This window comes from Pseudomonas sp. AC255, from assembly GCF_979258175.1.
In genome coordinates, this window is record NZ_OZ409841.1 from 2996316 (window position 1) to 3022568 (window position 26253).

General features: G+C 60.9%; 22 protein-coding genes and 3 pseudogenes. 12 read left to right on the forward strand and 13 right to left on the reverse strand.

Features of this window, described 5'->3' with window-relative positions:
• Positions 1-116 precede the first annotated feature (116 nt).
• Complete coding sequence (locus ACZZ0K_RS13635) at positions 117-725, reverse strand: lytic transglycosylase domain-containing protein (protein ID WP_258707902.1); 609 nt, start codon at positions 723-725, stop codon at positions 117-119.
• Between the two features lie 206 nt (positions 726-931).
• Between ACZZ0K_RS13635 and gspG the strand changes: the two genes are divergently transcribed.
• The 3 genes and pseudogenes from gspG to ACZZ0K_RS13650 all read left to right on the forward strand — a co-directional run.
• Positions 932-1360, forward strand: a complete 429-nt coding sequence (gene gspG, locus ACZZ0K_RS13640; RefSeq protein WP_150741531.1) for a type II secretion system major pseudopilin GspG — start codon at positions 932-934, stop codon at positions 1358-1360.
• Positions 1361-1374: 14 nt separating this feature from the next.
• On the forward strand, positions 1375-2562 hold the full coding sequence (locus tag ACZZ0K_RS13645; protein WP_252885717.1) for a type II secretion system F family protein: 1188 nt from the start codon (positions 1375-1377) through the stop codon (positions 2560-2562).
• A 74-nt stretch (positions 2563-2636) separates the two neighbouring features.
• A pseudogene (locus ACZZ0K_RS13650) lies at positions 2637-3038 on the forward strand (hypothetical protein); the annotation flags it as partial.
• A gap of 149 nt (positions 3039-3187) precedes the next feature.
• Here ACZZ0K_RS13650 and ACZZ0K_RS13655 read toward each other — a convergent pair.
• Positions 3188-4087 (reverse strand): LysR family transcriptional regulator, encoded by a 900-nt coding sequence (locus tag ACZZ0K_RS13655; RefSeq protein WP_041478583.1) that lies wholly within the window; start codon positions 4085-4087, stop codon positions 3188-3190.
• Positions 4088-4246: 159 nt separating this feature from the next.
• On the opposite strand from ACZZ0K_RS13655, the gene ACZZ0K_RS13660 reads away from it, so the two are divergent.
• On the forward strand, positions 4247-5269 hold the full coding sequence (locus ACZZ0K_RS13660) for an alpha/beta hydrolase (protein ID WP_258707901.1): 1023 nt from the start codon (positions 4247-4249) through the stop codon (positions 5267-5269).
• A gap of 107 nt (positions 5270-5376) precedes the next feature.
• Positions 5377-6803 (forward strand): annotated as a pseudogene (locus tag ACZZ0K_RS13665) (mechanosensitive ion channel domain-containing protein).
• 222 nt (positions 6804-7025) lie between these two features.
• Here the strand turns inward: ACZZ0K_RS13665 and ycaC are convergent.
• The 6 genes and pseudogenes from ycaC to ACZZ0K_RS13695 form a co-directional block, all read right to left on the reverse strand.
• Entirely contained in the window at positions 7026-7649 is a 624-nt protein-coding gene (gene ycaC / locus ACZZ0K_RS13670; RefSeq protein ID WP_016774080.1) for an isochorismate family cysteine hydrolase YcaC, read from the reverse strand.
• 68 nt (positions 7650-7717) lie between these two features.
• On the reverse strand, positions 7718-9556 hold the full coding sequence (locus ACZZ0K_RS13675; protein ID WP_042609477.1) for an amidohydrolase: 1839 nt from the start codon (positions 9554-9556) through the stop codon (positions 7718-7720).
• A 40-nt stretch (positions 9557-9596) separates the two neighbouring features.
• Positions 9597-10223: an antibiotic biosynthesis monooxygenase gene (locus tag ACZZ0K_RS13680; RefSeq protein WP_110646470.1), complete on the reverse strand. Its 627-nt coding sequence runs from the start codon at positions 10221-10223 to the stop codon at positions 9597-9599.
• A complete protein-coding gene (locus ACZZ0K_RS13685) occupies positions 10216-10629 on the reverse strand; it encodes a DoxX family protein (protein ID WP_024012430.1) in 414 nt (137 codons plus the stop codon). The genes ACZZ0K_RS13680 and ACZZ0K_RS13685 overlap by 8 nt, the downstream gene beginning before the upstream one ends.
• Positions 10630-11264: 635 nt before the next feature.
• Positions 11265-12187, reverse strand: a pseudogene (locus tag ACZZ0K_RS13690) (LysR family transcriptional regulator).
• A 54-nt stretch (positions 12188-12241) separates the two neighbouring features.
• On the reverse strand, positions 12242-13225 hold the full coding sequence (locus ACZZ0K_RS13695; RefSeq protein ID WP_056784490.1) for an MBL fold metallo-hydrolase: 984 nt from the start codon (positions 13223-13225) through the stop codon (positions 12242-12244).
• A 236-nt stretch (positions 13226-13461) separates the two neighbouring features.
• On the opposite strand from ACZZ0K_RS13695, the gene ACZZ0K_RS13700 reads away from it, so the two are divergent.
• Positions 13462-13893, forward strand: coding sequence for a helix-turn-helix domain-containing protein (locus tag ACZZ0K_RS13700; protein ID WP_041478577.1), 432 nt, complete (start codon positions 13462-13464; stop codon positions 13891-13893).
• A gap of 134 nt (positions 13894-14027) precedes the next feature.
• Positions 14028-16877 carry an ATP-binding protein gene (locus ACZZ0K_RS13705; protein WP_258707899.1) on the forward strand — a complete coding sequence of 950 codons (2850 nt, stop codon included), beginning with the start codon at positions 14028-14030 and terminating at the stop codon, positions 16875-16877.
• Here ACZZ0K_RS13705 and ACZZ0K_RS13710 read toward each other — a convergent pair.
• Both ACZZ0K_RS13710 and ACZZ0K_RS13715 read right to left on the reverse strand, forming a co-directional pair.
• Positions 16842-18314 (reverse strand): ATP-binding protein, encoded by a 1473-nt coding sequence (locus ACZZ0K_RS13710; protein ID WP_252879816.1) that lies wholly within the window; start codon positions 18312-18314, stop codon positions 16842-16844. The two genes, ACZZ0K_RS13705 and ACZZ0K_RS13710, sit on opposite strands and share 36 nt — an antisense overlap.
• Before the next feature lie 90 nt (positions 18315-18404).
• Positions 18405-19355, reverse strand: a complete 951-nt coding sequence (locus tag ACZZ0K_RS13715; protein ID WP_258707898.1) for a GlxA family transcriptional regulator — start codon at positions 19353-19355, stop codon at positions 18405-18407.
• A 220-nt stretch (positions 19356-19575) separates the two neighbouring features.
• On the opposite strand from ACZZ0K_RS13715, the gene ACZZ0K_RS13720 reads away from it, so the two are divergent.
• Positions 19576-20298: a pirin family protein gene (locus ACZZ0K_RS13720; protein ID WP_056784475.1), complete on the forward strand. Its 723-nt coding sequence runs from the start codon at positions 19576-19578 to the stop codon at positions 20296-20298.
• A gap of 41 nt (positions 20299-20339) precedes the next feature.
• On the opposite strand, the gene ACZZ0K_RS13725 is transcribed toward ACZZ0K_RS13720, so the two are convergent.
• Both ACZZ0K_RS13725 and ACZZ0K_RS13730 read right to left on the reverse strand, forming a co-directional pair.
• Complete coding sequence (locus ACZZ0K_RS13725) at positions 20340-20846, reverse strand: hypothetical protein (protein ID WP_236169324.1); 507 nt, start codon at positions 20844-20846, stop codon at positions 20340-20342.
• A 180-nt stretch (positions 20847-21026) separates the two neighbouring features.
• Complete coding sequence (locus ACZZ0K_RS13730; RefSeq protein ID WP_252885714.1) at positions 21027-21902, reverse strand: LysR family transcriptional regulator; 876 nt, start codon at positions 21900-21902, stop codon at positions 21027-21029.
• Between the two features lie 111 nt (positions 21903-22013).
• On the opposite strand from ACZZ0K_RS13730, the gene ACZZ0K_RS13735 reads away from it, so the two are divergent.
• The 3 genes from ACZZ0K_RS13735 to ACZZ0K_RS13745 all read left to right on the forward strand — a co-directional run bounded on the left by ACZZ0K_RS13735 (position 22014) and on the right by ACZZ0K_RS13745 (position 25331).
• On the forward strand, positions 22014-23213 hold the full coding sequence (locus tag ACZZ0K_RS13735) for a YbfB/YjiJ family MFS transporter (RefSeq protein ID WP_252879815.1): 1200 nt from the start codon (positions 22014-22016) through the stop codon (positions 23211-23213).
• 60 nt (positions 23214-23273) lie between these two features.
• The gene (locus ACZZ0K_RS13740; protein ID WP_252879814.1) at positions 23274-24272 is read left to right on the forward strand and encodes an NAD(P)H-quinone oxidoreductase; all 999 of its coding nucleotides are present in this window, start codon (positions 23274-23276) and stop codon (positions 24270-24272) included.
• 114 nt (positions 24273-24386) lie between these two features.
• Positions 24387-25331, forward strand: coding sequence for an alpha/beta hydrolase (locus ACZZ0K_RS13745; RefSeq protein WP_252883514.1), 945 nt, complete (start codon positions 24387-24389; stop codon positions 25329-25331).
• A 30-nt stretch (positions 25332-25361) separates the two neighbouring features.
• Here the strand turns inward: ACZZ0K_RS13745 and ACZZ0K_RS13750 are convergent, their stop codons facing one another.
• The gene (locus tag ACZZ0K_RS13750) at positions 25362-25691 is read right to left on the reverse strand and encodes a hypothetical protein (RefSeq protein ID WP_150741519.1); all 330 of its coding nucleotides are present in this window, start codon (positions 25689-25691) and stop codon (positions 25362-25364) included.
• A gap of 196 nt (positions 25692-25887) precedes the next feature.
• Between ACZZ0K_RS13750 and ACZZ0K_RS13755 the strand changes: the two genes are divergently transcribed.
• On the forward strand, positions 25888-26163 hold the full coding sequence (locus ACZZ0K_RS13755; RefSeq protein ID WP_252883513.1) for a hypothetical protein: 276 nt from the start codon (positions 25888-25890) through the stop codon (positions 26161-26163).
• Positions 26164-26253: the final 90 nt, after the last annotated feature.

A 26253-nucleotide genomic window follows, 5' to 3' on the forward strand; every position in this document is an offset into this window, starting at 1 on the left:
ACGTATATCAACCAGTTAACGCGACGACCTGAGAATCCGGGGATATTCCCCACCCGCTTGCCCCACTTTTCGGGCCTGCCCGGTTGGCCCCGAAAGTGGGGAATCGGGTGAAGGGGTCACAACGGCGCATCCATCGCCAAACCCTGCAGACGCCGGTACTGGCGCAGCACATTCGGCACATAGCGCTGGGTTTCGGCGAACGGTGGAATCACCCGACCACGGCTGAGCACCGCATCCGGCCCGGCGTTGTAAGCCGCCACGGCGAGGGTGATGTCGTTGTTGAACAGGGTCATCAGACGCTTGAGGTATCTGGCCCCACCCTGGATGTTGGCCTTGGGGTCATAGACGTCGGTCACGCCCAGCTCCCGCGCGGTGTCGGGCATCAATTGCATCAGCCCACCCGCGCCTTTGGCTGAAGTGGCGCCGGGGTCGTAACGCGACTCGGCGTTGATCACCGCGTGCAACAGCGCTTCTGGCAATTGGTTGACTTTGGCCGCTGCGGAAACCAGCTCTGCGTAAGGCTGATTGGCGATCATTTGTGGCTGCTGATCGAGGCTGGCCACTGCGGCGTCCGCCTCGTGAATGACTCGTTCGTAAGTGCGTCCGGGCCGGTGCACGTTGGACAGTACGTAGCTGCCATTGGCTTCCACGGAGATGAAGACATCGGCTTGCGCGGCGCCGCTGAGCAGCACACATCCGAGCAATCCACTGGCGAGAAATTTCATGTCGGGCCTCCCCGGACCAGCCGCCGATAAAGTGGGGGAAATGCCCCAGTGGCCGATCACGATCGAGCCCTACGCAAGCACTGTGCCGCTTCCTGAAAGGCCCGAATGACAAGGGCTCCAGCGCGACTGATGATTTCCTGCGGGGCTGAGCATGGCAATTGCATAGGCCCTTGTGGCGACTCGATTGCCATCTATGGGAGATCATCATGAAGCTGCCCTTTCGTCCGCGTGGCCAACGCGGTTTCACCCTGCTTGAACTGCTCGTGGTGCTGGTGGTGCTCGGCCTGCTGGCCGGCATCGTCGCGCCGAAATACTTCGCTCAGCTCGGTCGCTCCGAGGTCAAGGTGGCCAAGGCGCAAATCGAAGGTTTGAGCAAAGCGCTGGATTTGTACCGCCTGGAAGTCGGCCATTACCCGTCGACCGAACAAGGCTTGCAGGCGCTGGTACTGGCACCCAGTGACGAGGCGAAATGGACCGGCCCATACCTGCAAAAGAAACTGCCGCAGGATCCATGGGGCCGTAACTACGCCTACCGCTATCCCGGCGAAAACAGCGAGTACGACTTGCTGTCGATGGGCAAGGACGGCCAGCCCGGCGGCGAAGGCGAGAACGCTGAAGTCACCAACTGGCAATGAGCGGAGCGCGGCCCATGCAATTTCATCTCAAAGCGGTCGGCAAGGCCGGCGTGGTGTCGATGCGCGTCGAAGCGCCGGGGGACAGCGAGGCGCGGCGGATTGCCGAGGACCAGGGTTTGCGGGTGCTCAGTGTGCACGCCGCCAAGCACTGGCATGCGCTGAAACTGCGTCAGCGCGAAACCTTCAACCTGGTGCTGTTCAGCCAGGAACTGACCACCCTGCTCAACGCAGGCCTGCCACTGATCGATGCGCTGGAAAGCCTCGCCGAAAAGGAAAGCGCCCCCGCCGCGCGCAAAACCCTCAGTGAACTGGTGCGCCTGCTTTACGAAGGCAAATCCTTCTCACAGGCGCTGGCCCAGTTGTCGGCGGTTTTTCCGCCGTTGTACGTGGCGCTGGTGCAGTCCAGCGAGAAGACCGGCGCGGTCGGCGATGCGTTGGGGCGTTACGTCAGTTATCGCCAGCGCATGGACGAGGTGCGGCAGAAGATCATCAGCGCTTCGATCTATCCGATGCTCTTGCTGGTGGTTGGCGGTGGTGTTGTGTTGTTCCTGATGGGCTACGTGGTGCCACGTTTCAGTCTGGTATTTGAAGGGCTGGGCAATAACCTGCCGTGGCTGTCGCAGGTATTGATGAGCAGCGGCATGTTTCTGCATGCGCACCAGGCGCAGTTCTTCGTTGCTCTGGGGGCGCTGGTCATTGCCCTCGCCGTCGCGCAAAAACAACCGGCGTTTCGCCGTGGGCTGGATCGACTGGTGGAGAAACTGCCGGCGGTGCATCAACGGATTTTCATGTATGAGCTGGCGCGGTTCTATCGCTCGCTGGGGATCCTGCTGCAGGGCGGGATTCCCCTGGTGACGGCAATGGGCATGGTCCGCGGCTTGCTCACCGTGCCCTCGCGCACGCGCCTGGATCAAGCCTGCGAACGGGTCCGCGAGGGCCAGTCCTTGTCGGCCGCGCTGGAGCTCAATCATTTGGTGACGCCGGTATCGCTGCGCCTGCTGCGTGCAGGCGAGCAGTCCGGCAACCTCGGTCAGATGATGGAGCGCAGCGCCGACTTTTACGACGAGGAAATCAGCCGCTGGCTGGAATGGTTCGTGAAACTGTTCGAGCCATTGCTGATGACGTTCATCGGCCTGCTGATTGGCGTCATCGTGATCCTGATGTACATCCCGATTTTCGAGTTGGCCTCCAGTATTCACTGACCACGGGAACGGGTCGGATCCTGGCAGCAACGCACTGTACGTTCCCAAACAAAACCATAAAGACGGAGAACGATATGCAGATCAAAAAACTCGTGCTGGCAATGGCCATCGGCGCCGTTCTGTCAGCGTCTACCGTACTGATTACGGACAGTTTGCCCGGGGTGTCCACTGCACATGCCAAGGATGGGGGAAGCGGCGGCGGTAGTGGTGGGAGCGGCGGAGGCGGAGGTGGTGGTCACGGTGGCAATGGTGGAGGAAGTGGCGGTAATGGCAGTGGCGGAGGAAGCGGTGGCGGCGGCCACGGCAGCGGTGGCAACAGCGGCAGCGGTAATGGCGGCAACAGTGGCCACAGCGGCAGCGACCATGGATCGAGCCATTCGGGCAACAGTGCGTCTTCCTCTTCCGGCCGCAGCGGCACCCACGCCGAACCCGGGGATGACCATGGCGTGCATGTCGGCGGCGAACCGGGCGATGACAAGCGCGCCAACTGAGCGACTTTAGAAGCACCGACAATTTACTGTGGGAGCGAGCCTGCTCGCGAAAGCGTTGGTTCAGTCAGCACCTCAGCGTCTGAATGATCGCCATCGCGAGCAGGCTCGCTCCTGCAACTTGGTCGGCATAGGGATCAAAGATTCACATGACTCTGGTTAAGCCGCTCACGCAAAAACTCCACCAGCGCCTGCACCGGCCGCGAAGCCTGGCGATGCTGCGGATAAACTGCCGACAGGGTCAGCGGCTCCGGGCGTAAATCATCCAGCACCGGTACCAGCCGCCCGTCCTTCAGTGCCGCACCGACGATGAAGGTCGGCAGATAGGTAATGCCCATCCCCTGCACCGCTGCGTCTCGCAGCAGTTCGCCGTTGTTGACGCGCATGCGGCCGGCGACGTTGATCAGCAGCGGTTTGCCCGGCGCTTCGTTGAAGCGCCATTGCACCGAGCGCCCGTGGCCGTAAGGCAGGCAGTCGTGGCTGTGCAGGTCTTCAGGCTTTAGCGGTGTGCCGCGTTCGGCGAGGTAGGCCGGGCTGGCGCAGTAGACCCGTTCGATGCTGGCGATACGCCGGGCGATCAGTGTCGAGTCTTCCAGTACGCCGATGCGCAGGGCCAGGTCGTAGCCCTCGCCGAGCAGGTCCACCGGGCGATCGCTCAGATCCACCTCAACGGTGACTTCGCGATAACGCTGCAGGAACAGCGGTAGCAGACAACCCAGATGCGCCACGGCAAACGACAACGGCGCGCTGAGGCGAATCGTGCCGCGCGGCTCGGCGGTTTCGCCGGCGATGCCCTGCTCGACCTGCTCTACCTCACCCAACAAGCGCAACGCCGATTCGTAATAGCTCTGCCCCAGCGGGGTGACGTCGAGGCGGCGGGTCGAGCGATTCAACAAGCGCACACCGAGGCGCTCTTCCAGTTGCATCAAACGGCGGCTGACGAACTGCTTGGACAGTCCCAACTGATCGGCCGCAGCGGTGAAGCTGCCGGAGTCCATGACCTGGCAAAAAATACGCATGTCTTCGAACGGGTTCATTGTCACTCTCTGGTGGACAGTTAAACGCTTTATAGCCGCTTTTTCGCTTTTCAGCAGCCCATTAATCTGTGCTCACGGTGTTGCTGAGACCGCAAACCCAGTGCCACAGCAGCCCACAACTCAGGCAAAAAAATCAAAATCATTAAAAGGATTTCCACCATGAACATCGTCAAGAAAACCCTAGCCGCGTCCCTCCTCGCCCTGTCCGTCAGCAGCGCATTTGCCGCAGGCAGCCCCGGCGTCGAACACAACACCCAAGCGTTCCTTGATGCCCTCGCCGCTGGCGGAGGTCGTCCGCTGGAGCAACTGAGCCCGAAGGACGCCCGTGCAGTGCTGACTGGTGCCCAAGCTTCGGTAAAGGTTGATCTGTCCGGCGTGGAAGTCAGCGACAAGGCGATCAAGGTCGACGGCCAGACCATCAACCTGAAAGTGGTGCGCCCGGCCAAGGTCAAAGGCGAGTTGCCGGTGTTCATGTTCTTCCACGGTGGCGGCTGGGTGCTGGGTGACTTCCCGACGCACCAGCGCCTGATCCGTGATCTGGTGGTCGGCTCTGGCGCTGTTGCGGTGTATGTCGATTACACGCCATCGCCGGAAGCGCAGTACCCGACCGCGATCAATCAGGCTTACGCCGCGACGAAATGGGTGGCCGAGCACGGCAAGGACATCGGTGTCGATGGCAAACGTCTGGCGGTGGCCGGCAACAGCGTCGGCGGCAACATGGCGGCGGTCGTGGCGTTGATGGCCAAGGAGCAGAAAGCCCCTGCCCTGCGCTTCCAGCTGTTGATGTGGCCGGTGACCAATGCGCAATTCGACGACGGTTCTTACCAGCAATTTGCCGAGGGACACTTCCTTACCAAGGGCATGATGCAGTGGTTCTGGGACAACTACACAACCAACCCGGCCGAGCGTGCGCAGATCCATGCCTCGCCGCTCAAAGCCAGCGCCGAACAGCTCAAGGGCCTGCCCGCTGCGCTGGTGCAGACCGCCGAGTTCGACGTGCTGCGTGACGAAGGCGAAGGCTATGCGCGGCATCTGGATGCAGCCGGCGTGCCGGTGACTTCGGTGCGCTACAACGGCATGATTCATGACTTCGGCCTGCTCAATCCGCTGAGCCAGATTCCGGAAGTCAAAGCGGCGGTGCGTCAGGCGGCGGCTGAACTGAAGACTCATCTGAATCCATAAAAGCGAAAGATCGCAGCCTGCGGCAGCTCCTACCCTGGAATACCATTTCCTGTAGGAGCTGCCGCAGGCTGCGATCTTTTTCTCACTAGCGTCGCGGAGTACCGGTCATGACTGTTTTCTACGCCCACCTGCTGTCCTGGAGCGCCGTCCTGTTGCTGCTCGACGCCGCGCTCTGGCATTTCTCGCCCTTCAGCCATCGCGCGCCGCGAGTCGGTGTGCGTCTGGCACTGTTTCTGGCATTCAGCGCGCTGGTGATCAACGCCGGTGTCAGCCCGTTGCAGGCGCCGCTTTTCGCTGATGATCGCGTGGCACAACTGGGGGCGACGGCGCTGGGGATTCTCTGGTGGTTGTACGCAGCACGGGTGCTGACCGAAGTGATCGGCCTGGCGCTGATGCGCCGCATCGGTCACAGCGGTCGCTTGCTGCAGGATGTCATCGGTGCGCTGGTGTTTCTGGTCGCGATTGTCGCGGCGGCCGGTTACGTGCTGGAACTGCCGGTCAAAGGTCTGCTCGCCACCTCCGGGGTGGTCGCCATCGTGGTCGGTCTGGCGCTGCAAAGCACCCTCGCCGACGTGTTTTCCGGCATCGTCCTCAACACCACCAAGCCGTATCAGGTGGACGATCTGGTGATGATCGACGGCGTCGAAGGCAAGGTCTTCGATATCGACTGGCGCGCCACGCACCTGCTGACCAGCGCCGGCACCATGGCCGTAGTACCGAACTCGGTGGCGGCCAAGGCGAAAATCGTCAATCTCAGCCGGCCGAGCAACATGCACGGTGTCTCGATCAGTATCAAAGTGCCGAACCACATTCGTCCGCGTCGGGTATTGGATGCCCTTGATCGCACTCTGCAGGGCAGCAGTTCGCTGTTGCTCAGCCCGGCGCCGAAAGCCGTACTCAAAGAAGCCGGCGAAACCATGTCGGAATACGTTGCCAGCGGTTTCATCGCTGAGCTGGGCAAGAAGAGCGAAGTGCGCAATCAACTGTTCGACCTCGCCCATCGCCATCTCGAAGCCGCAGGTATTTCGCGCCATCCCGACGGCGTGATCGAACCGTCGAGCCGCGCCCGTGCGTTGCTGGATGAGGTGAAGATTTTCCGCTCGCTGAGCAGTGAAGAGCGCGATCGCCTCGCTGAATCGATGGTCGCGCAGCAGTACACGGCCGGTCAGGTGGTGCTGGATCTGGACGAGGTGCCGGACAGTCTGTTCGTGATCGCCACGGGCGTGGTCAGCGCGACGGTGCCGGACGGCAATGGCCAGACCGAGGCCGGGCGCATGGGGCCGAGCGAAGTCATGGGCGAACAGAGCATTCTTGCCGATACACCGTCGCAGGCGACGTTCACGGCGCTGACGTCGAGCATCATCTATCGTCTCGACAAACAGTTGACCCGTGAGTGCATGGACAAGCGCAGCGAAGTCGGCCGGGCCTTGAACAAGTTGCAGGCGGTGCGTCAGCAGAACAGTCGCCTCGCGTTGATGGCCAAACCGGTGGCGGTGAAAAAAGGTGGTTTTTGGGGTGGTTGCAAAAACGCTGATCTGAAACTTTGAAGATCAAAAGCTCACCCCTCATCGGAACGCCGCCCGCCCAGCCCTCACCCCCTAAGGGGGCGAGGGGGAAAGGGAGCCGATCTCCATGCGTTTCAAGAGCGGAGCTCGGCTCGGTATTGCAGGTCGATGCAACTCTTGCAAACAACGCGGTCAGTCCCCTCTCCCTCCGGGAGAGGGCTAGGGTGAGGGGCTTTTGACTTTCGACCAGATTACTTGGCAGTGAACTTGGTGTAGCTGTTGATCAGGTTGCGATAGTTAGGCAGACGCTCGGACAGCAGATGCGCCAGGCCTTCCATGTCGTTGCGCCAGTCGCCTTGCAGCTCGCAAGCCACAGCGAACCAGTTCATCAGGTGTGCACCGGCGGCCGACATCCGCGCCCACGCCGCTTGTTGCACGGTGGTGTTGAAAGTACCCGACGAGTCGGTGACCACGAACACTTCGAAGCCTTCAGCAATCGCCGACAGGGTCGGGAAAGCTACGCAAACGTCGGTCACTACACCGGCGATGATCAGTTGCTTGCGGCCGGTGGCCTTGATCGCTTTGACGAAGTCTTCGTTGTCCCAGGCGTTGATCTGGCCTGGACGCTGAATGAACGGCGCGTCAGGGAATTGCTCGAGCAGTTCCGGCACGATCGGGCCGTTTGGACCTGCGTCGAAGCTGGTGGTCAGAATGGTCGGCAGCTTGAAGAACTTGGCGATGTCGCCCAGTGCCAGCACGTTGTTCTTGAACTCGTTCGGCGAGAAATCCTGCACCAGCGAGATCAGACCGGTCTGGTGATCGACCAGCAGGACGACGGCATCATCTTTGTTCAGACGCTTGTAAGGAACGCTCATGGCAAAACTCCTGGATGGATGGTTGTTGCGGGAAGCGCCGGCCCTGATGACCGGCGCTTTTTTCAAACTCAGAACGCGAAGCAGGAACAGCCGAACGCGCCCCAGAAACCGGCGAAATCGCTGACCGGCGCATTCGACATCCGCGCTTTTTCATGGCTGTGGGTGTGCACGGCGCACGGCCCGCTGCACTGGTGAACCTGCGCCTGCAGTGGCGAGTTCGGGCGCCAGTGGCCCGGGACTTTGACTACCGGCGACCAGTCCGGCAGCACCGGAATCGAACGCGGGCCGAGGTCTTCGAAGTCGCCGGCGGCGTAGACGATCTTGCCGCCGACCACGGTCATCACCGACTCGATCCACTTGATCGCTTCTTCCTCAACGCTGAAGAAGTCCGCGCTCAGTGCCGCGAGGTCTGCCAGTTGGCCGACGCGGATCTGGCCCTTCTTGCCCTGCTCCGAGGAGAACCAGGCGCTGCCATGGGTGAACAGCTCCAGTGCAGTGCTGCGTGGCAAACCTTCTTCGTAAAGCGCCAGACCGCCAACGGTACGGCCGCTGACCATCCAGTACAGCGAAGTCCAAGGGTTGTAACTGGACACTCGGGTGGCGTCGGTGCCAGCGCCAACCGGTACGCCCTCGGCGAGCATGCGCTTGATCGGTGGCGTGGCTTCGGCGGCTTGTTTGCCGTAGCGATCGACAAAGTATTCGCCCTGGAACGCCATGCGATCCTGAATCGCGATACCGCCGCCCAGCGCTTTCACACGCTCGATGTTCTGCGGGGTGATGGTTTCAGCGTGGTCGAAGAACCACGGCAGACCGTTGAACGGAATGTCGCGATTGACCTTCTCGAACACATCGAGCATACGGCTGATCGATTCGTTGTACGTGGCGTGCAGACGGAACGGCCAGCGCTGCTCAACGAGGTGGCGTACCACCGGCTCGAGTTCCTGTTCCATGGTCTGCGGCAGGTCTGGACGCGGCTCGAGGAAATCCTCGAAGTCGGCGGCGGAGAACACCAGCATTTCGCCGGCACCGTTGTGGCGCAGGTAGTCGTCGCCCTGATGCAACTTGACGCTGCCGGTCCAGTTCTGGAAATCGGTCAGCTCTTCTTTCGGCTTCTGGGTGAACAGGTTGTAAGCGATGCGTACGGTCAACTGGTCGTCTTTGGCCAGTTGCTCGATCACTTGGTAATCGTCCGGGTAATTCTGGAAACCACCACCGGCGTCGATTGCACTGGTCAGGCCCAGGCGATTGAGCTCGCGCATGAACTGGCGGGTCGAGTTGACCTGATATTCCAGCGGCAGCTTCGGTCCCTTGGCCAGTGTCGAGTAGAGGATCATCGCGTTCGGCCGCGCGACCAGCATGCCGGTCGGGTTGCCGTTGCTGTCGCGGACGATTTCGCCACCCGGCGGGTTTGGCGTGTCGCGGGTGTAGCCGGCCACGCGCAGGGCAGCGCGGTTGAGCAGCGCACGGTCGTAGAGGTGCAGGATGAACACCGGAGTATCCGGCGCGGCCTGGTTGATTTCTTCCAGGGTCGGCATGCGTTTTTCGGCGAACTGGAACTCGTTCCAGCCACCGACCACACGCACCCACTGCGGGGTGGGCGTGCGATCGGCCTGATCCTTGAGCATGCGCAGCGCGTCGGCGAGCGATGGCACGCCTTCCCAGCGCAGTTCGAGGTTGTAGTTCAGACCGCCGCGAATCAGGTGCAAGTGCGAGTCGTTGAGGCCAGGGATGACGCAGCGGCCCTTCATGTCGACCACTTGTGTGGCGCTGCCCTTGAGGGCCATGGCCTCGGCATCGTTACCGACGGCGACGAAGCGGCCATCCTTGATCGCCACCGCACTGGCCAGTGGTTTTTCCCGGTCTACGGTATGAAATTGGCCATTGAATAAAATCAGATCGGCGCTCATCGCAGTTCCTCAAGCGAAAGTGAAAAGAAGCAAACCCCGCTCAACGCGGCGAAGTTTCTTGGGAATCGAGGTGTTCATGGGCCTGACTGGCTTCCAGCCACGGGGTGAACAGACGGGTGACCGGCGGCATCACCACGTAGACCACCGAGAGGACGATGGTCAGGGTAATCAGGAACGTGGCGACCACGTAGTTGGACAGAAGCGGATGCAGCGCCAGCAGCGGGCCCCAGATCAGCGGCACCAGCAGGGTGTGCGGCAGAATCACCAACAGTGTGACGACAGCCTGCTTCCAGCGCGGCGGCGGCGAGCCGGCCTCGGCCAGCGGTGTGAACCAGAACTCATTGACCGGCGCGACTTCGGTCTGATCACCGTCAGCCAGCATCGGTGCGGCTTCAGCCACCAGCGCCTGACGCTCGGAGGATTCCAGCCAGCCCTGCATCGCTTCGGTGGAGCTAAAGCGCAATACGCAAGTGTAGAAATCCAGACGCCCGCGCTTGCCGCGCACCACGTCGACACCCAAATGCCCTTCGCGCTGCCCGGCGACGCGCACGATATTGCGCAGCCATGCTTCATACGCCGATTCGAAACCGGTTTTGACCGAGTGTTTGATGATCAACGTGACGGTCTCATCGGCCCCCGGTGCTTGTGAATTGAGGACTTCAGGCATAACGCAGCACTCCGGGCAAACGAACAGGAATCGCCAGCCGTCCCGGCCCGGCAATCAATACGGTGGTGAAAAGAATCAACAGCAACCAGCCAAACTGCCCTTCAGCCACACTCCATTGCGGATGCACGACCAGCAGCGCCACGAGCAGTACAAAGAGAATAGGCAAACAAGCCAATCGCGCCAGCACACCGGCGACGATCAGCAACGGGCAGAGGACTTCGGCGAAGATCGCCAGGATCAGGGTCAGGTGGGCGCCGAGGTGGAACGGGTCTTCGATCAGTTGCAGCTGCGCGGTGAAGTCCAGCAACTTCGGCAAGCCGTGCACCCACAACAGAAACAACCCGCCGCTGACCCGCAGAAACAGCAACCCGATGTCGCGCGCCTGTTCATCCCTCGTAGCAATCATGACCCGACCCTTTGAATGTCATTGACGGGAATCATGCCAAGGCCGGCGCGGGAGAAATTGGATGGGTGTGCTTAGTTGCTTTTCAGGTCTTTGATGTTCTGCCGCCAGCCACAAAACAATGTGGGAGCGAGCCTGCTCGCGAAGGCGTCAGGTCAGCCACATCCACATTGACTGACACACCGCTTTCGCGAGCAGGCTCGCTCACACAGGTTTTTGTGGTGACCAACAATGTTCATTCCACCCCGTATCCCTGTGGGAGCTGGCTTGCCAGCGATTGGTCGGCACATCCACCACCTTCTTTGACGGACCCACCGCAATCGCTGGCAAGCCAGCTCCCACAAGTCTATGTGCCGAATCACAAAGCCCGGTCAGCCCCGAATTTCTCTGTGGGAGCGAGCTTGCTCGCGAAGGCGTCAGGTCAGTCACATCCACACTAACTGACACACCGCTTTCGCGAGCAAGCTCGCTCCCACAGGGATTGGCGGCGTGCACTCAATTTGCAGACTGCCACAAAACAATGTGGGAGCGAGCCTGCTCGCGAAGGCGTCAGGCCAGTCACATCCACACCAACTGACATACCGCTTTCGCGAGCAGGCTCGCTGCCACAGGAGAACTGCTTGTGTAATCGAGGGCGCTTAAAGCGCCGGAATATCCAGCGGCGCCGCCATGAACTGGCTGATGCGCGAGCGCAGCCACTTCTCCGCCGGGTCGTTGTCATGCACCCCGCTCCACGCCATGGACAATTGCGCGGCATCGATCGGGAATGGCGGATCTTCGGCACGCAGGGCGCAGCCTTCAACCAAGGCACAGGCGGCGTAGTCCGGCACCGTCGCGATCATCTCGGTACCGGCGAGCAAGGCGCGCAAGCCGCTGAACTGCGGTACGCCGAGAACGACTCGGCGGCAACGGCCGATCTTGGCCAGATCCAGATCGATATTGCCGCTCAGATCACCGGAGAACGACACCATTGCATGCGGACGTTCGCAATATTCGTCCAGGGTCAACGGCCCCGGACGGTCGTCGCCGCGCAGCACTTTGCAGGGAATATCACGCAGCTTCTTGCGCTTGGCGTTGGCCGGCAGATCCGTGGTGTAGCTGACACCCACGGAGATTTCCCCGAAGCCAACAGCGCCGGCATCAACAGATAGTTGGCGCGGCGCACCACCACGACGATCCCCGGCGCCTCCTGCTGAAGCTGGCGCAACAGCGGTGGAAACAGACCGAACTCGGCGTCGTCCGACAGACCGACGCGAAATACGTCGCAACTGCTGGCCGGTTCGAACTCCTTGGCGCGGCTGACTGCGCCGGAAATCACGTCCATTGCCGGTTGCAATTCCTTGAGGATCGCCAGCGCCCGCGCTGTCGGCTCCATGCCGCGACCGTTGCGCAGCAGCAACGGATCGTCGAACAGATCACGCAAGCGCCCCAGCGCCGCACTGACCGCCGGCTGGCCCATGAACAGTTTTTCCGCCACACGGGTCAGATTCTTTTCGAACATCAGCGCTTCGAAAATCACCAGCAGGTTCATGTCGACGCGGCGCAGATCGTTACGGTTCATGGGTGTGGTTTCCTTATCGGTGTCAGACGCTTTTTGCCACAGGCGTTGGGCACTTTACTCGATCAATGGCACTTTCGCCGCGCGTTTGTAGGGGCCGTACTCCACCGGCACCCATTGGAAATGTTTGCCCTCGGCGGTGATGTGGCCGATGCCCGGGAACGGCAGATGCGCTGCCGTCACCCAGGTCTTGCTCGCTGCCGCAGCACTGAACACTGCCTGACGACTGCTGATCGCTTGCTGACTGTTGACGTCGAAACCGATCGACACTTCCGGGTGCAAAAACTGCACCGCCAGGTTATGCACCAGATCGCCCATGAACACGATGCTCTGCTGCTGCGAATTGAAGCGATATGTGGTGCTGCCCGGCGTGTGGCCGGCTTCCAGGGTTGCTTCGACCAGTCCCGGCAGTGGCGACTGCCCGGCGGCAAACGTCTTGAAGCGACCGGCGGCAACATAGGGCGCCGTAGAGTCCCGGGCTATCTTGAAAAACTCTTTTGCGCCCGCCGGGGCCTTGGCCAGCGCTGCCGGATCGAGCCAGTAGTCGGCCTCGGCTTTGGCTGCAAACACGGTGGCGTTGGCGAACACCGGTTTCTTTTCGGCGTCGACCAGACCGCAGACGTGATCGAGGTGCAGGTGCGTCAGCAGAATCGTGTCGACCTGTTCAGGCTTGTAACCGGCGGCCTGCATGTTGGCCGAGAGTTGGCCTGCGGTGGCGCCGATGCACTGCCCTGCGCCCGTGTCGACCAAAATCAGTTGTTTGCCAGTGTTGACCAGAAAGGCATTGAACGCCGTCTGCACGCCAGGGGTTTCAATCGAACGGCGCGCAAGCAGCGCGCGAATCTGACTCTGGCTCATGCCCTGCAACAACTTCGGCGACAAATCGTTGTAACCGTCGAACAACGCGGTGACTTCGTAATCGCCGACAGCCAGCCGGAAATAACCCGGCGCCTGAGTGCCAACCTGCGGTGCCTGCGCCATGGCGCCGGACATTGCCAGCACGACCGCCAGCGTCGTTGCCGCTTTCACCAAGCTTTTCATTGCATTCCCCTTTGAACCTGGCCAACGGCGGCCGTGCTTTGTCGACATCGTCGCGCAAAGCGCCGGGCGCTGACTTGCAAGGATGTGCTGAGTTCCAGCCTGAGCGAGGAAATTAACAACGATTAACTCGTCAGTCTCAAGGCATCGCCCAACAATGAAGCCCTCTGCGCAGCGTTGCTTTTTTGACCTGAGGGAATGCGCCGACCGTGCCTTCCCCACCGACACGGACCTTGGCCATGGCTTATCTACAGCAATCCGTCGCCCTCGCCCCTGCCAGCGAACCGCGTAAAAACACGACTGGCGGACTCAGTCCGCAGCGCGAACGCCAGATCAAACAGTTGATCCTGGATCGCTTGGGCGAAAGCCTCGAAGTGGCTGAACTGGCCCGGGCATGTGCACTGTCACGCAGTCATTTCTCCCGCGCATTCAAGTGCAGCACCGGCCTGTCGCCACAGGACTGGATCCGCGCCCAGCGTCTGGCTCGAGCCAAGTTGCTGATCCAGCACACCGACTTGAGCCTGACGCAAATCAGCCTCGAATGCGGCTTCTGCGATCAGGCGCACTTCTGCCACATGTTCACCCGCAGCGAGGGCATCAATCCCTTCGCCTGGCGCTGTCGAGTCATGGATAAACCGAAAAACACCGCAGCGCAGCCTGCGGTGTTTTGACTGCTGCCGTTACGCCACCCGTTGCACTGATGCTCAAACCTGAGGATTATGCCCGGACACCCTGGATCAGACGGCCTGCGCATGCGCCAGGCACTGATTCGCCCTGTCCGCCGCATCACCGCAGGAGCGCGCTGTTGAGTTTTTCCCCGAATCAGGCCATTGCGTTTGGCCCCTATCGGATTCATCCCGGGCAACGATTGCTACTTGAAGGCCAACAGCCTTTGCGCCTGGGACGGCGGGCGATGGACATCCTCCTGATTTTGCTGGCCCATGCCGGTGAAGTGGTGAGCAAACAGCAATTGATGGCCGGGGTCTGGCCAGACAGTGTCGTTGAAGACATCAATTTGCGCGTGCACATGGCGGCGCTGCGCAAAGCGCTTGGCGACGGGCAGAACGGCCAGCGCTACATCGTCACCGTGGCGCAGCGCGGCTACAGCTTTGTCGCACCGTTCGTGCTCGACAGCATCGAAGCAACGCCTGCGGTCGCCGCGCCCCGGCACAACCTGCCGCTGCGTCGTACGCGGATGATCGGTCGCCAACCCCTGATCGATCACTTGATTACGCAACTGCCGCGCCGACGCTGCATCACTCTGGTCGGCCCCGGCGGCATTGGCAAGACCACCGTCGCCCTGCGTGTCGCCGAACAATTGCTCGACCAGTATCGCGACGGCATCCGCCTGGTGGATCTGGCGCCCATCGCCGATCCCGCGCTGATCGGCTCGCATCTGGCGACGCTGCTTGATCTGTCCGCAGCTGAAGGCGATGCGCAAGCTGGTCTGGTCGACGGCCTGCGAGAACAGCAAATGTTGTTGGTGATCGACAACTGCGAGCACTTGATTGATGCGGTCGCCGCGCTCAGCGAGCAGATTCTGCGGGGGGCACCAAAGGTGCATATCCTGGCGACCAGCCGCGAGAGCCTGCGCGCTGAGGGTGAGTTCGTGCAGCGTCTGGAATCGCTCGAATGCCCGTCCATGTCGACCCCGATGGAGCCGGCCCAAGCACTGGGCTTTGCTGCGATGCAGTTGTTTGTCGAGCGCGCCACCGCAGCCAGGGAAAACTTCCGACTGAGCCACGCCGAGTTGCCGCAAGCGATCGAAATCTGCCAGCGCCTGGACGGCATTCCGCTGGCACTGGAACTGGCCGCCGCGCAGGTCAGCGAATTGGGCATGGACGGATTGCTCAAGCAATTGCGCGAGGGTTTGCCGCCATTGTCGGCCGGACACCACAGCAGCGCCGAACGCCACCTGACCCTGCGCGCGACGATGGACTGGAGTTTCAACCTGCTCAACGTCTGCGAGCAAACCTGTTTGCGGCGACTGGGGATTTTCCGCGGCAGCTTCACCCTCGCCTCGGCAGCAGCGGTGATCATCGGCCAACAGATTGATCCCGGCGCGGTGTTCACCGCCGTCACGCAATTGGTGGCCAAATCCCTGCTGAGCGTCGAAGTGGGCGACGAAGATGTTTTCTATCGCTTGCTCGACACTACCCGCCACTACGCACTGGAAAAACTCGAGCAGGCCGACGAGCTCAGCGCAACCCGCCAACGCCACGCCGAGCGCTGCCTGACACTGATGCAGCAGGCGCAGGCGGATTGGGACAATACTCCGACTGTATTGTGGATGGAGCGCTATGCCCGGGGTCTGGAGGATTTGCGCGCGGCGCTGGACTGGAGCCTCAACGGCCCGGGACCGGATGAGCTGGGGGTGCAACTGGCAGCCGCGTCGGCGCCTTTGTGGCAGGAGCTGTCGTTGCTGCGCGATTACAGCCGCTATGTGCGCCGGGCACTGAGTCTGCTGGAGGCTTCGCCAGCAGACTCGCTGCTACCGCCCTGCCCTCGCCTGCAAATCGCCTTGAAACTGGCGCTCGGTAGCGCCAGCTATCACACCTGGGGCGGCACGCCCCAAACCATTCAGGCCTTCGTCGACGCCTGCCAATTGGCCGAGGAACACGGCGATCTGGCCGGGCAACTGCGTGCGATATCGGGGCATATGGCGGTCAATCTGAGTTGCGGGCATTACCGCATGGCTTTGGCCCAGAGTGAGCAATTCGACCGCATCGGCCTGCACGGCGAACCGCTGCTGTCACTGAGCACACATCGCTTGCGCGTGCTGGCCCTGCATTATGCCGGCGACCAGCCGCAGGCACGCGTACATGCCGAGCAGGTGCTGCAACGCATGGCGCACAGCGGCCATCTCAATCGTTTCACCCATGGTTTTGGCGTGCAATACGACCAGAGCGTCGCTTCGCTGACAGTACTGGCCCGAGTGCTGTGGTTGCAGGGTCTGCCCGAGCAAGCCTGGCGCGCCGCACGCCAGGCGCTGGACATCGCCGTGCAGATCAATCACGGCACATCGATCTGTTACACCCTGGCGCTGGCCAGTTGTCTGATCGCTCATTACAACGGCGACCATGTAAACGCCCGCGCGCTGCTGCAGTTGCTGCTGGAACAATCGCAGAAGCACTCGGTGCTGCTGTTCAATAACTGGGGCCGGCAGTATGCGCAGGTGATCGATCCGGATAATGCCGTGCCCGTACCAGCACAGAGCAGCGGTCTGATTCGGGAAGTGATGGTTACGCTGGATGAGCGTTTTGTCGATGATGCACTGGTGGAGCGCGCGCGCAATGGCGATGCGGGATGGAGTGCAGCGGAGATATTGCGGGCGCGGGCGGCGGCATTGTTGAAGGGTTCATCCTGTGGGAGCGAGCCTGCTCGCGAATCGGCCCGCTCAGACACCGCTGAAACCCGAGAAGCCGAACAAACCCTGCAACAAGCTCTGGCCATCGCCAGAAGCCAGGGCGCCCTCGCTTGGGAACTGCGCAGCGCCACGGACCTCGCCCGATTATGGCAGCGCCAGTCCCGCCATCGCGAAGCATGGGATTTGCTCAGCCCCATTTACCAGCGCTTCACCGAAGGCTACGCCACACCGGACTTGCGCAAGGTCCGCCTGCTACTCGACAGCCTCCACGAGCAGTGCCCGGCCTGAAGCGTTGCGCGTTCTGCTGAGATAGCGCGCATGGCGCTGTTTCAGTTCGAACTTGTCGTCACTGCGCTCGAACTGATCACGAGCATAGCGGCGCACGGTGTTGAGCATCCAATAGCGGGCCGTCGCACGGTTGGGTTCTCGAACAAGCAACGATTTGCGCGCCAACCCTTCGATTATCGCGGACAGTCTGGAACCCGCCAGATCCGCGCTGCTGATCACACTCAGTGCGGCCTCCAGGGTAAAGCCCGCGCTGAATACCGACAGACGCAGCAGCACACGCTGCTCCATTGCCGTCAGGTACTGGAAGCTCCAATCGATTGCAGCGGCCATCGACTGATGGCGCGGTTCCGCGGTGCGCCGGCCTTGGCCAAGCAACTGCAGGCCGTTTTCAACCTGTGCCTGCAAGCCGATCAAGCCCAACGCGTCGATCTGCGCAGCGGCGAGCTCGATCGCCAGCGGCAGACCGTCCAGTTGACGGCAGATCTCGCGCACACCTGGCAAATCCTGCTCACGCAAACAGAAGCCATGCTGCCGTGCCCGCGCGCGATTGACGAACAACTGCACCGCCGGATAGCCCATGGCTTCTTCGACGGTGTTCAATGTCGAGCGCTTGGGAATCGCCAACAGAGGCACGTAATGAACGGTCTCCTGCGCGACTTGCAAGGCTTCGCGGCCGGTGACCAGAATCGACAGGCGAGGCGCAGCATGCAACAGCGTTTCCGCCAGTGCCGCACAGCTGTCGCGCTGGTGGTCGCAGTTATCCAGTATCAACAAGGCGTGCCGGCCGGTCAGTGCGAAAAAGTCTGTCTTCAGGGTGTGCAACAGGCGCTCGAGCAATGGAATGTCATCTTCGAGGCTGGCAAGGTCGACCCACCACGCGCCATCGCGAAAGTATTGCAGGAGCAATTCCGCCACGCGCAATGCCACAGTGGTCTTGCCAACACCCGGCGCACCGGTAATCGTCATCAAGCGGCATACCGGCATTTGTCGAACCAGACCACCGATCAAGGCGTCGCGCCCACTGACTGGCGTCAGTCGTGCCGGAAGATTGTGCAGGGGCGTGAGCGCGGCAGCGGGCATGGTCAGCGCATCACTGGTGCCCTGCTCCACCGGGGCGACAAAACTGTAGCCGCAGTGCGCCACGTGAATGATGAAACGCTGCCCGTTTACGCCGTCACCCAGTGCGCGTCGCAACGCCGCAATGTGCACCCGCAGGTTGATCTCTTCGACGACCGAGGTCGGCCACACTCGAGCAATCAACTGCTCTTTGCTGACCACCTCACCCGCGTGTTCGAGCAGCGCCTGAAGGATGTCCATGGCGCGCCCGCCCATGCGCAACGGCTGCTCTCCTTCAAGGACCAGACGTTGGCGCACATGAAAGGCGTAGGGGCCGAAACGCAGCACTGAACCGTGGCTTGTGTCGTTGTGATTATTCATGCCAAACATCTTGGCACTCTCGCGTGACGATACAACCGCCAGAGCCGACGCAGCACGGACATCCCGCTGCGTCAGACGGACAGAACCGCTCTAGCTGAACTGTTCGCGGTATTGTAACGGCGTAAGACCGAGCTTTTCGGCGAACAACGAGCGCATGTGCCGAACGCTGCCAAAGCCACTTTTATAAGCGATGGTTTTCAGTGGCAGATCGCTGGTTTCCAACAGGTTTCGCGCGCAGTCAATGCGGGCATTCTGCAAAAACTCCATCGGCGTCATATTGACGTCACGGGCGAACAGGCGAGCAAAGTGCCGTGCGCTCATGTTCGCCAATCCAGCCATGCGCTCGACGGTGAACGCTTCATCCAGATGTTCAAGGACGTAATTCTGTGCGCGGGTGATGGGCGTTTCTTGCGGTGAGACTGCCGCCATCAACGGGCTGAACTGCGCTTGACCGCCCTGGCGCTTCATGACCACCAACAAGACCTTGGCAACGTCCTGGGCGATTTTCTTGCCGTGATCTCTGGCCACCACCGCCAGCGCCAGGTCGATGCCGGCCGTAACGCCACCGGAGGTGATGAGATTACGATCCTCGACGTAGATCTGATCGGTGGTCACCGTGGTTTTCGGGAAAGCCTTGATCAGCCGTTCGGTGTAGTTCCAGTGCGTGGTGACGCGATAACCATCAAGGAGGCAGGCGTGGCCGAGGATGAATGCGCCAGTGCAAATCGAACCGTAACGCTCCGCGCGCGGCACGGCTTTTTTCAACCAGCCAAACAGCTCGGGAAATCTCTGGTTATAGGCGCCGGGTCCGCCCGGCACCAATAGCAGGTCATAGCGCTCGGCCGCTTCGTCGATGTGCAAGTCAGCCTGAACCTGCACGCCGTTGGACGCCCTCAGCAAGCCGCGCGCTGTGCCGAGAGTCGTCAATTGATAGTGCAGATCAGGTTTCAGATAACGGTTGGCGACTGAAAACACCTCCAGCGGCCCCGCCATGTCGAGCATCAGAAAGTCAGGGAACAGCACCATTGCCACGGTTTTCATGGGAGGTTTCACACATATTCAAGGGTCAATACGCACGCTTCAGCCAAGGCATTATGGCGGACCGAGTGTTCAGGAGCGTGATCGAATGGGTGAACCATAACGCAAAACTGTCAACCTGAGCCGGACAGTCTTTCAATTTCCATCTACTTATTGCCTCACCGGGTAACCAGTAACCTTCTCCTCACTCGGACGAATTCACGTCCCGCCAGGAGATTTCATCATGCTGACTCTTCGCAAAGCCTCCGATCGCGGCCTCGCCAATCACGGCTGGTTGAAGTCGTTTCACACCTTTTCTTTCGCCAGCTACCGCAACCCGCGTGAACAGGGTTTCTCCGATCTGCTGGTGATCAACGATGACCGGGTCGCCGCCGGCAAAGGCTTTGGCCAGCACCCGCACCGCGACATGGAGATCTTTTCCTATGTGCTCGAAGGCGCGCTGGAACACAAGGACACCCTCGGTACTGGCTCGGTGATCCGCCCTGGGGACGTGCAATTGATGAGTGCCGGCAGCGGCGTGGCGCACAGTGAGTTCAACCACTCGGCCACCAAGCCCGTGCACTTTCTGCAAATCTGGATCGTGCCGGATGTCAGTGGCGCCAAGCCGCGCTATCAACAGGAACACTTCAGCGCGCAGAAAAAACGTGGTCGCCTGCAACTGATCATCTCGCCGGACGGTAGCAATGGCTCCCTGAAAGTCCGTCAGGATGCGCGGGTCTACGCCGGGTTATTTGACGGCGAGGAAAGTGCCACGCTGAAATTGCCGGCCAATCGTTACGCTTACGTGCACGTTGCGCGTGGCAGCGTCGAACTCAATGGCCAAGCCTTGCAGGAAGGCGACGGCGTGCGGGTTCGTGAAGAACAGCTGCTCACCTTGAGCAACGGGGTCGATGCCGAAGTGCTGGTGTTCGACTTGCGGCCTCAGGAGTTGCCGGAAATGCCATGATCTGGCGCGATGCAGAACGGCCTTCCACTGAAGGCCGTTTTTTATTGCGGCGGCACTGCTGAGGGTTGTACGACAGGCTTGGGTGACGATACCTCTTTGCCAATCTGAATCGCTGCCAGCGTGGTTTGTATCGTGGTCAACACCGCCGCCTGATTGGCAAAATGTGCGCCAACCAGCAAGGAAGCCACGCCGAGGAAATGCACAGTGGTGGCAGCCCAGTAATTGGCCTTTACCGTCGATGCCTGTCTGATCGCTTCCCGCGATTCGTCGGCGATTTTCTGCACGCCCATCCACATCAGGTCATAACGCTTGTCCCGTTCCTGCAGGGCCTTGTCCCGTTCAAGATAGACCTTGTCCCGCTCTGCCTGAGCAGCCAGGAACCCGCGAATGTCGGCGCGCATTTCTGCCACGCGGCCATCCATCCTCGTCTCGATGGTTTCTATCCTGGCATCGAATTCTTCGCGACTTATGCTGCTCATGATTTGCCTGTCCCGCCCCGCGTCCGATCTGTCCGTGACTGCATATTGATTCACTTCCCTGATTTTCAATTCGACACCTTTCTGCGGCTACGCGGCCTTCCCTGGCTCTTCGTTTCGATGCGTCACTGAGGTCTGCATCGAGCTGCAGTGACAATAGAACTCATCACGGACTACAACAAGCCGGCCCATTCTGTCTCGGACGTAGGCTGTTTCGTCAGCAGTTGTAGCCTCGGCAAAACCCTGAACCACTTATTCGTTTTCCAGCGCAAAAGCCTCAACGATCTGCTCGATGACCGCCCGTACCCGCGCGGTGTGACGCAGGTCGGCGTGGGTGACCAGCCACACTTCATACGGCAGCGGCCGGGTCCGCTCCGGCCAAAGTCTGACGAGGCCATCGCGTTCGCCCATGTATACCGGTATCTCGCCTATCCCGAGGCCTGCGGCAAGGGCTCGACGCACCAAAAGGCTGGAGCTGAGCGTGGCGACGATGCGTCCGCGGGTCAACGGTTCAGAGACCAGCGTTAGGTCTTTTTTGCTCTGTAAGTACGGCTGATACACCACCAGATCATGGCCCTCGAAAGCGTTGCCGGGCTGCGGTTCTTCATGGCGCTCGACATAGGCCTGTGCTGCGAAAAGTCCTACAGGCCAACGGGCGATTCGCCGAGCGATGAGATCCGGGTTATCCGGCCGAGTATTGCGCACCGCGATATCGGCTTCGCGCTTGGCCAGACTGAGGATTTGCGTCGACGCATCCAACTGGATCTGCACGTCGGGGTGCTGGTCATGCAGGCGCGCCATCGCCGGGATGATGAAGTCGATGGCCATCGAGTCGGTGGTACTGACCCGTACGTTACCGGTCAGACGATCGTCCAGCCCGTGGATGTGCCGCTCCAGTTCCAGTGCCGAATGCTCCATTTTTTCCACACTTTTACGCGCCGCTTCACCAACACTGGTCAGCGCGTAGCCATCGGAGGTACGCAGGAACAGCGTCGCGCTCAAAGACTTTTCCAGCGCGGTAATACGCCGCCCGACAGTGGCCTGGTCCACGCCCAGAACTCGTGCAGCTCCGCGCAAGGTGGACTCGCGACAGACCGCCAGAAAAACCCGCGCATCATCCCAATTCATGCTGATCCTCATCGAAGCATTTTTGCATCACTCTGCCGCTTAATCGCTGCATATGCGCAGCCAGGATAGCCGATAAGCTGAGCGCCATACACCTCTTGTGAGATCGCTATCATGCGTACTGCAAATTCCTCCGGCATCTGGCTGCCGATCTTCGCCGGGCTTTGCGCCAGCCTGGTCAGCATTGGCCTGGCGCGTTTCGCCTACACGCCGCTGATCCCTTCGCTGATTCAGGCACAGTGGTTTTCCGCCAATGATGTCGTCTATCTCGGCGCGGCCAATCTGGTTGGCTACTTGATCGGCGCCCTGCTCGGTCGTCCCATGGCCCATCGACTGGGTAACCGCAACGCCTTGCGCCTGATGATGCTCGCGGTCACGGGAGCATTTTTTGCCTGTGCTTATCCGCTCTCGGTGAGCTGGTTCTTCGGCTGGCGTTTGCTGTCCGGCATTGCCGGTGGCGCGATCATGGTGCTGGTGGCGGCAACCGTGCTGCCTCACGTTCCGGCGGCGCGCAGAGGCTTGGCCAGTGGCGCAATCTTCCTTGGCATCGGCCTGGGGATTGCTGGCTCCGGCACCATCGTGCCGCCACTGCTGACTCTTGGCTTGCAGGCAACATGGCTGGGGCTGGGCGCGCTGGCGTTGTTGCTGACCGCGTTGAGCTGGTTCGGCTGGCCTGCGGATACCGCGCACCCTGTGGCTGCGCACGCAACGTCGGCTGATGAGCCGACACCGCCGGGCGTCTACCTGTTGTTTGCTCAATACGCGTTCATGGCCGCCGGGCTGGTGCCTGCCATGGTGTTTCTGGTGGATTACGTGGCTCGCGGACTGGGCGCCGGGGCGCATATCGGCGCAATGGTCTGGGTGATGTATGGCCTGGGAGCGATTGTCGGGCCGGTGACGTACGGTTTTCTGGCCGACCAGCTTGGTGCACGCACTGGCATTCGCGTGGTGCTGGTAGTTCAAGCCATTGCCCTCGGTTTGCTCGCCGTCTCCCATGCGTTTCTGGCGCTGGCTTTACTGGCGGTGATTCTCGGCTCGTTCCCGCCGGGCATCGTGCCTCTGGCTTTGGCCCGCGTGCATGAGCTGGTGCCGTCGCATCACCGTCAGCAGATCGCCTGGAGCCGTGCCACTGTGTCATTCGCAACCTTTCAGGCGCTGGCCGGGTTTGCCTATTCGGCATTGTTCAATGCCTCGGGCGGCCAGCACACGCTGCTGTTTGTGATCGCCGCTGGCGCAATCGTCGTGGCTCTACTGCTGGAGCTAGCCATGCGCTGGCTGCCCTCTGCTAATGAAACGCGCTGCGCGGCGAACTGAGGGGAATCATTGCACCCTGTCTGCGCTCCCATCTACACGACCTTCTCCACAGGAATCGACATGTCACTGCCTAAAGAAATGACCCGTATCGAAATCACCCAACCCGGCGGCCCTGAAGTATTGCAAGCCAGGCGCGTATCTCTGCCCACTGCTTCCGAGGGCCAAGTGCTTATCCGCGTTCACGCTGCCGGCATCAATCGCCCGGATGCCTTGCAGCGCGCCGGCAAGTACCCGATGAAACCCGGCATGGACCCGATCCCCGGTCTGGAAGTGGCTGGCGAAGTGGTCGCGGTTGGCGCCGGAGTAACGCGTTTCGCGGTCGGCGATCGGGTCTGCGCGCTGACCAATGGCGGCGGTTACGCCGAGTATTGCGCGGTTCCGGCCGGCCAGACTTTGCCTGTGCCGGATGGAGTCGATTGGGTCCAGGCCGCCGCGATTCCGGAAACGTTTTTCACCGTCTGGGCCAACCTTTTCGGCCTCGGCGCCGCCAAGGCCGGGCAGCGCGTGTTGATTCACGGTGGCACCAGCGGTATCGGTACCACCGCGCTGATGCTCTGTCGTGAATTTGGCATCGAGGCGTTTGCTACCGCAGGCAGTGCTGAAAAATGCGACGCGATCCGTCAGCTTGGCGGGCAACCGATCAACTATCGTGAGGAAGATTTCGCCGAGGTCATTGCCCAGAAAACCGCAGATCAAGGCGTGAACGTGATTCTCGACATCATGGGTGGCTCGTATCTGAACGGCAACATCAGCGCACTGGCAATGGATGGCCGACTGGTGATGCTCGGCTTTCTCGGCGGCGCCCGCGCCAACGACATCGATCTGTTGGCGATCCTCGGCAAACGCGCGGTGGTCACCGGTTCGCTGCTGCGCGCGCGTACCGCTGCGGAAAAAGCCGCCATCGCCGATCAACTGCAAGAACACGTTTGGCCTGCCCTCAGCGCCGGGCGCTGCCTGCCGATCATCGACAAGGTTTACCCGCTGGCTGACGCGGCTCAGGCCCATGCCCGCATGGAGGGCGGCGATCATATCGGCAAGATTGTGCTGCAAGTGGGGTGATCGATTGCAGCATCTTGTAATCGTTGGGCGTGCACGGTGGTCGAAAAACAGTCACGCGCAGACCGAGGCATCTGGTAAAAAGCGTTCTTTGTCTGCGCTGTGGTGAAACGATTAATGTTCCTGTCCTTCCTGACCCGCCTGCGACGCCGCCGCTTGGCATTCGCCATGATGGCCGCGCTGATCATTGGCGTGCCGACGAGTTGTGCGGTGCTGGAACACACCGAGCGCAAACTGTTGTTTCGCATCGAGCCGGGGACCGCCGGCTGGTATCGCGGTCTGCCCGGCAGCGTTCAGGAACTCGATCTGCAACCGAAGAGTTTCAAGGCCGGGCAGAACATCCATGCCTGGTGGTGGCCGGCGGAACGTGCCAATGCCCCGGCAATCCTTTACTTGCATGGTGTGCGCTGGAACCTCACCGGACAGTTATTCCGCATAGAACAACTACGCGCGGCGGGCTATTCGGTGCTGGCCATCGATTATCGCGGGTTCGGCCAAAGCAAGGGTGATCTACCATCCGAAAGCAGCGTTTATGAAGATGCCCGCGTGGCCTGGGAGCGCTTCCAGCTGCTGCAACCGGACCCGAACAAGCGCCTGATCTACGGCCACTCTCTCGGCGGTGCGGTGGCGATTGATCTGGCGGCCGAGCTCGGACAGAACGCGGCGCGCAACAACACACCTCTGCCGGTTCGCGGTCTGGTCATCGAATCTACCTTCACTTCTCTCGCCGACGTAGCTGCCGCCGTGGCCAACACCTCGCTTCCTGTGCGTTGGCTCCTGTCGCAGAAATTCGATTCCATCGACAAGATCGCCGACATTCACATGCCACTTTTGGTGGTGCATGGGCTGGCTGATGCCTTCGTGCCGCCGCGCTTCAGCGAGCAACTGTTCAATGCCGCTGAGCAGCCCAAGCGCCTGTTGTTGGTGCCCGGAGCAACGCACAACAACAGCATGGCGCTTGGCGGTCAGGGGTATCGCAAGGCTCTGGATGCGTTGATGCAGAGCAAACCGTTGCCGCGGGTGGCCGGGCCGGCAGTCGCCAAGGGTTCTGGCGATTCCTGAGCTGTGTAAATCAGTCCTGAGAAACCGGCATCAGCGCCGAGCCAACTCATGGCGTACGCATTGTTCGTAATAGGTCTGCTTGACCGCTGCCGGTTTAAGCTTGGAGCTGCTGTTGTAGGTCTGCTCGGTAATCCCCATCGCTGTCATGCGCATCCAGGGTTGCTGGAACCGGCGAACCTGCAATTGCTTGCGCGCGCCATACAGTGAAACTCCTGACAATTTCGATCGCTGCGCCCCGGCAGCGATATCCGAGCCCCAGGTGCAGGCAAAGCGATGGCCCTTGCTCAACTCTTTTGCCTGCACTCCCGAGGCGGTCAAAGCCAGGGAAAGCGTCACAACGGTGATGACAATCGTGCGCATATAGCCAACCTAACCTTTTGAAAAAAGGCGATTTTGCCGGTGCAAAATACCTATGGGGGCCAGCAATTTGCCTGCTGTCGCGAGATTTCTGATCCGGCTGAATACAATCAGGCTTCGCCGCTCGTCCAGTACTGCGCACCTTTGGCAGACAGGCTTATCCAAAGCAGTACATCCCACCGCGTAGAAGGCCCACGTGATGAACAAGAAAATCTTCGCAATGTCGTTTTTCAGTCTGTGCTTGATTGGCCCGCTCCACGCTTGGGCAGCCGAAACAACAGCGGGCGCTGCCACCCCCGCCACCGCCCTGCCCGGTGTCAATCATGCACAAAGCTCTAGTGACCATGATGAGAAGGCCAACAAGAAAGGTGAAGAGTCTTCAGGCGCCAATGCGGGCTCAGAACCGCATGAGACGGAGAAGGATGCGGCGACGTCGAGCGACTCCGACGATCTTGAGAAAAAACCCGCTCAGTAACGACGGACTTTGCTATTCATAACGAAATACCGACGCCGAACTAGCGCAATACAGGGTGATATCAATATGATGCGCGCACTGGCCACCATA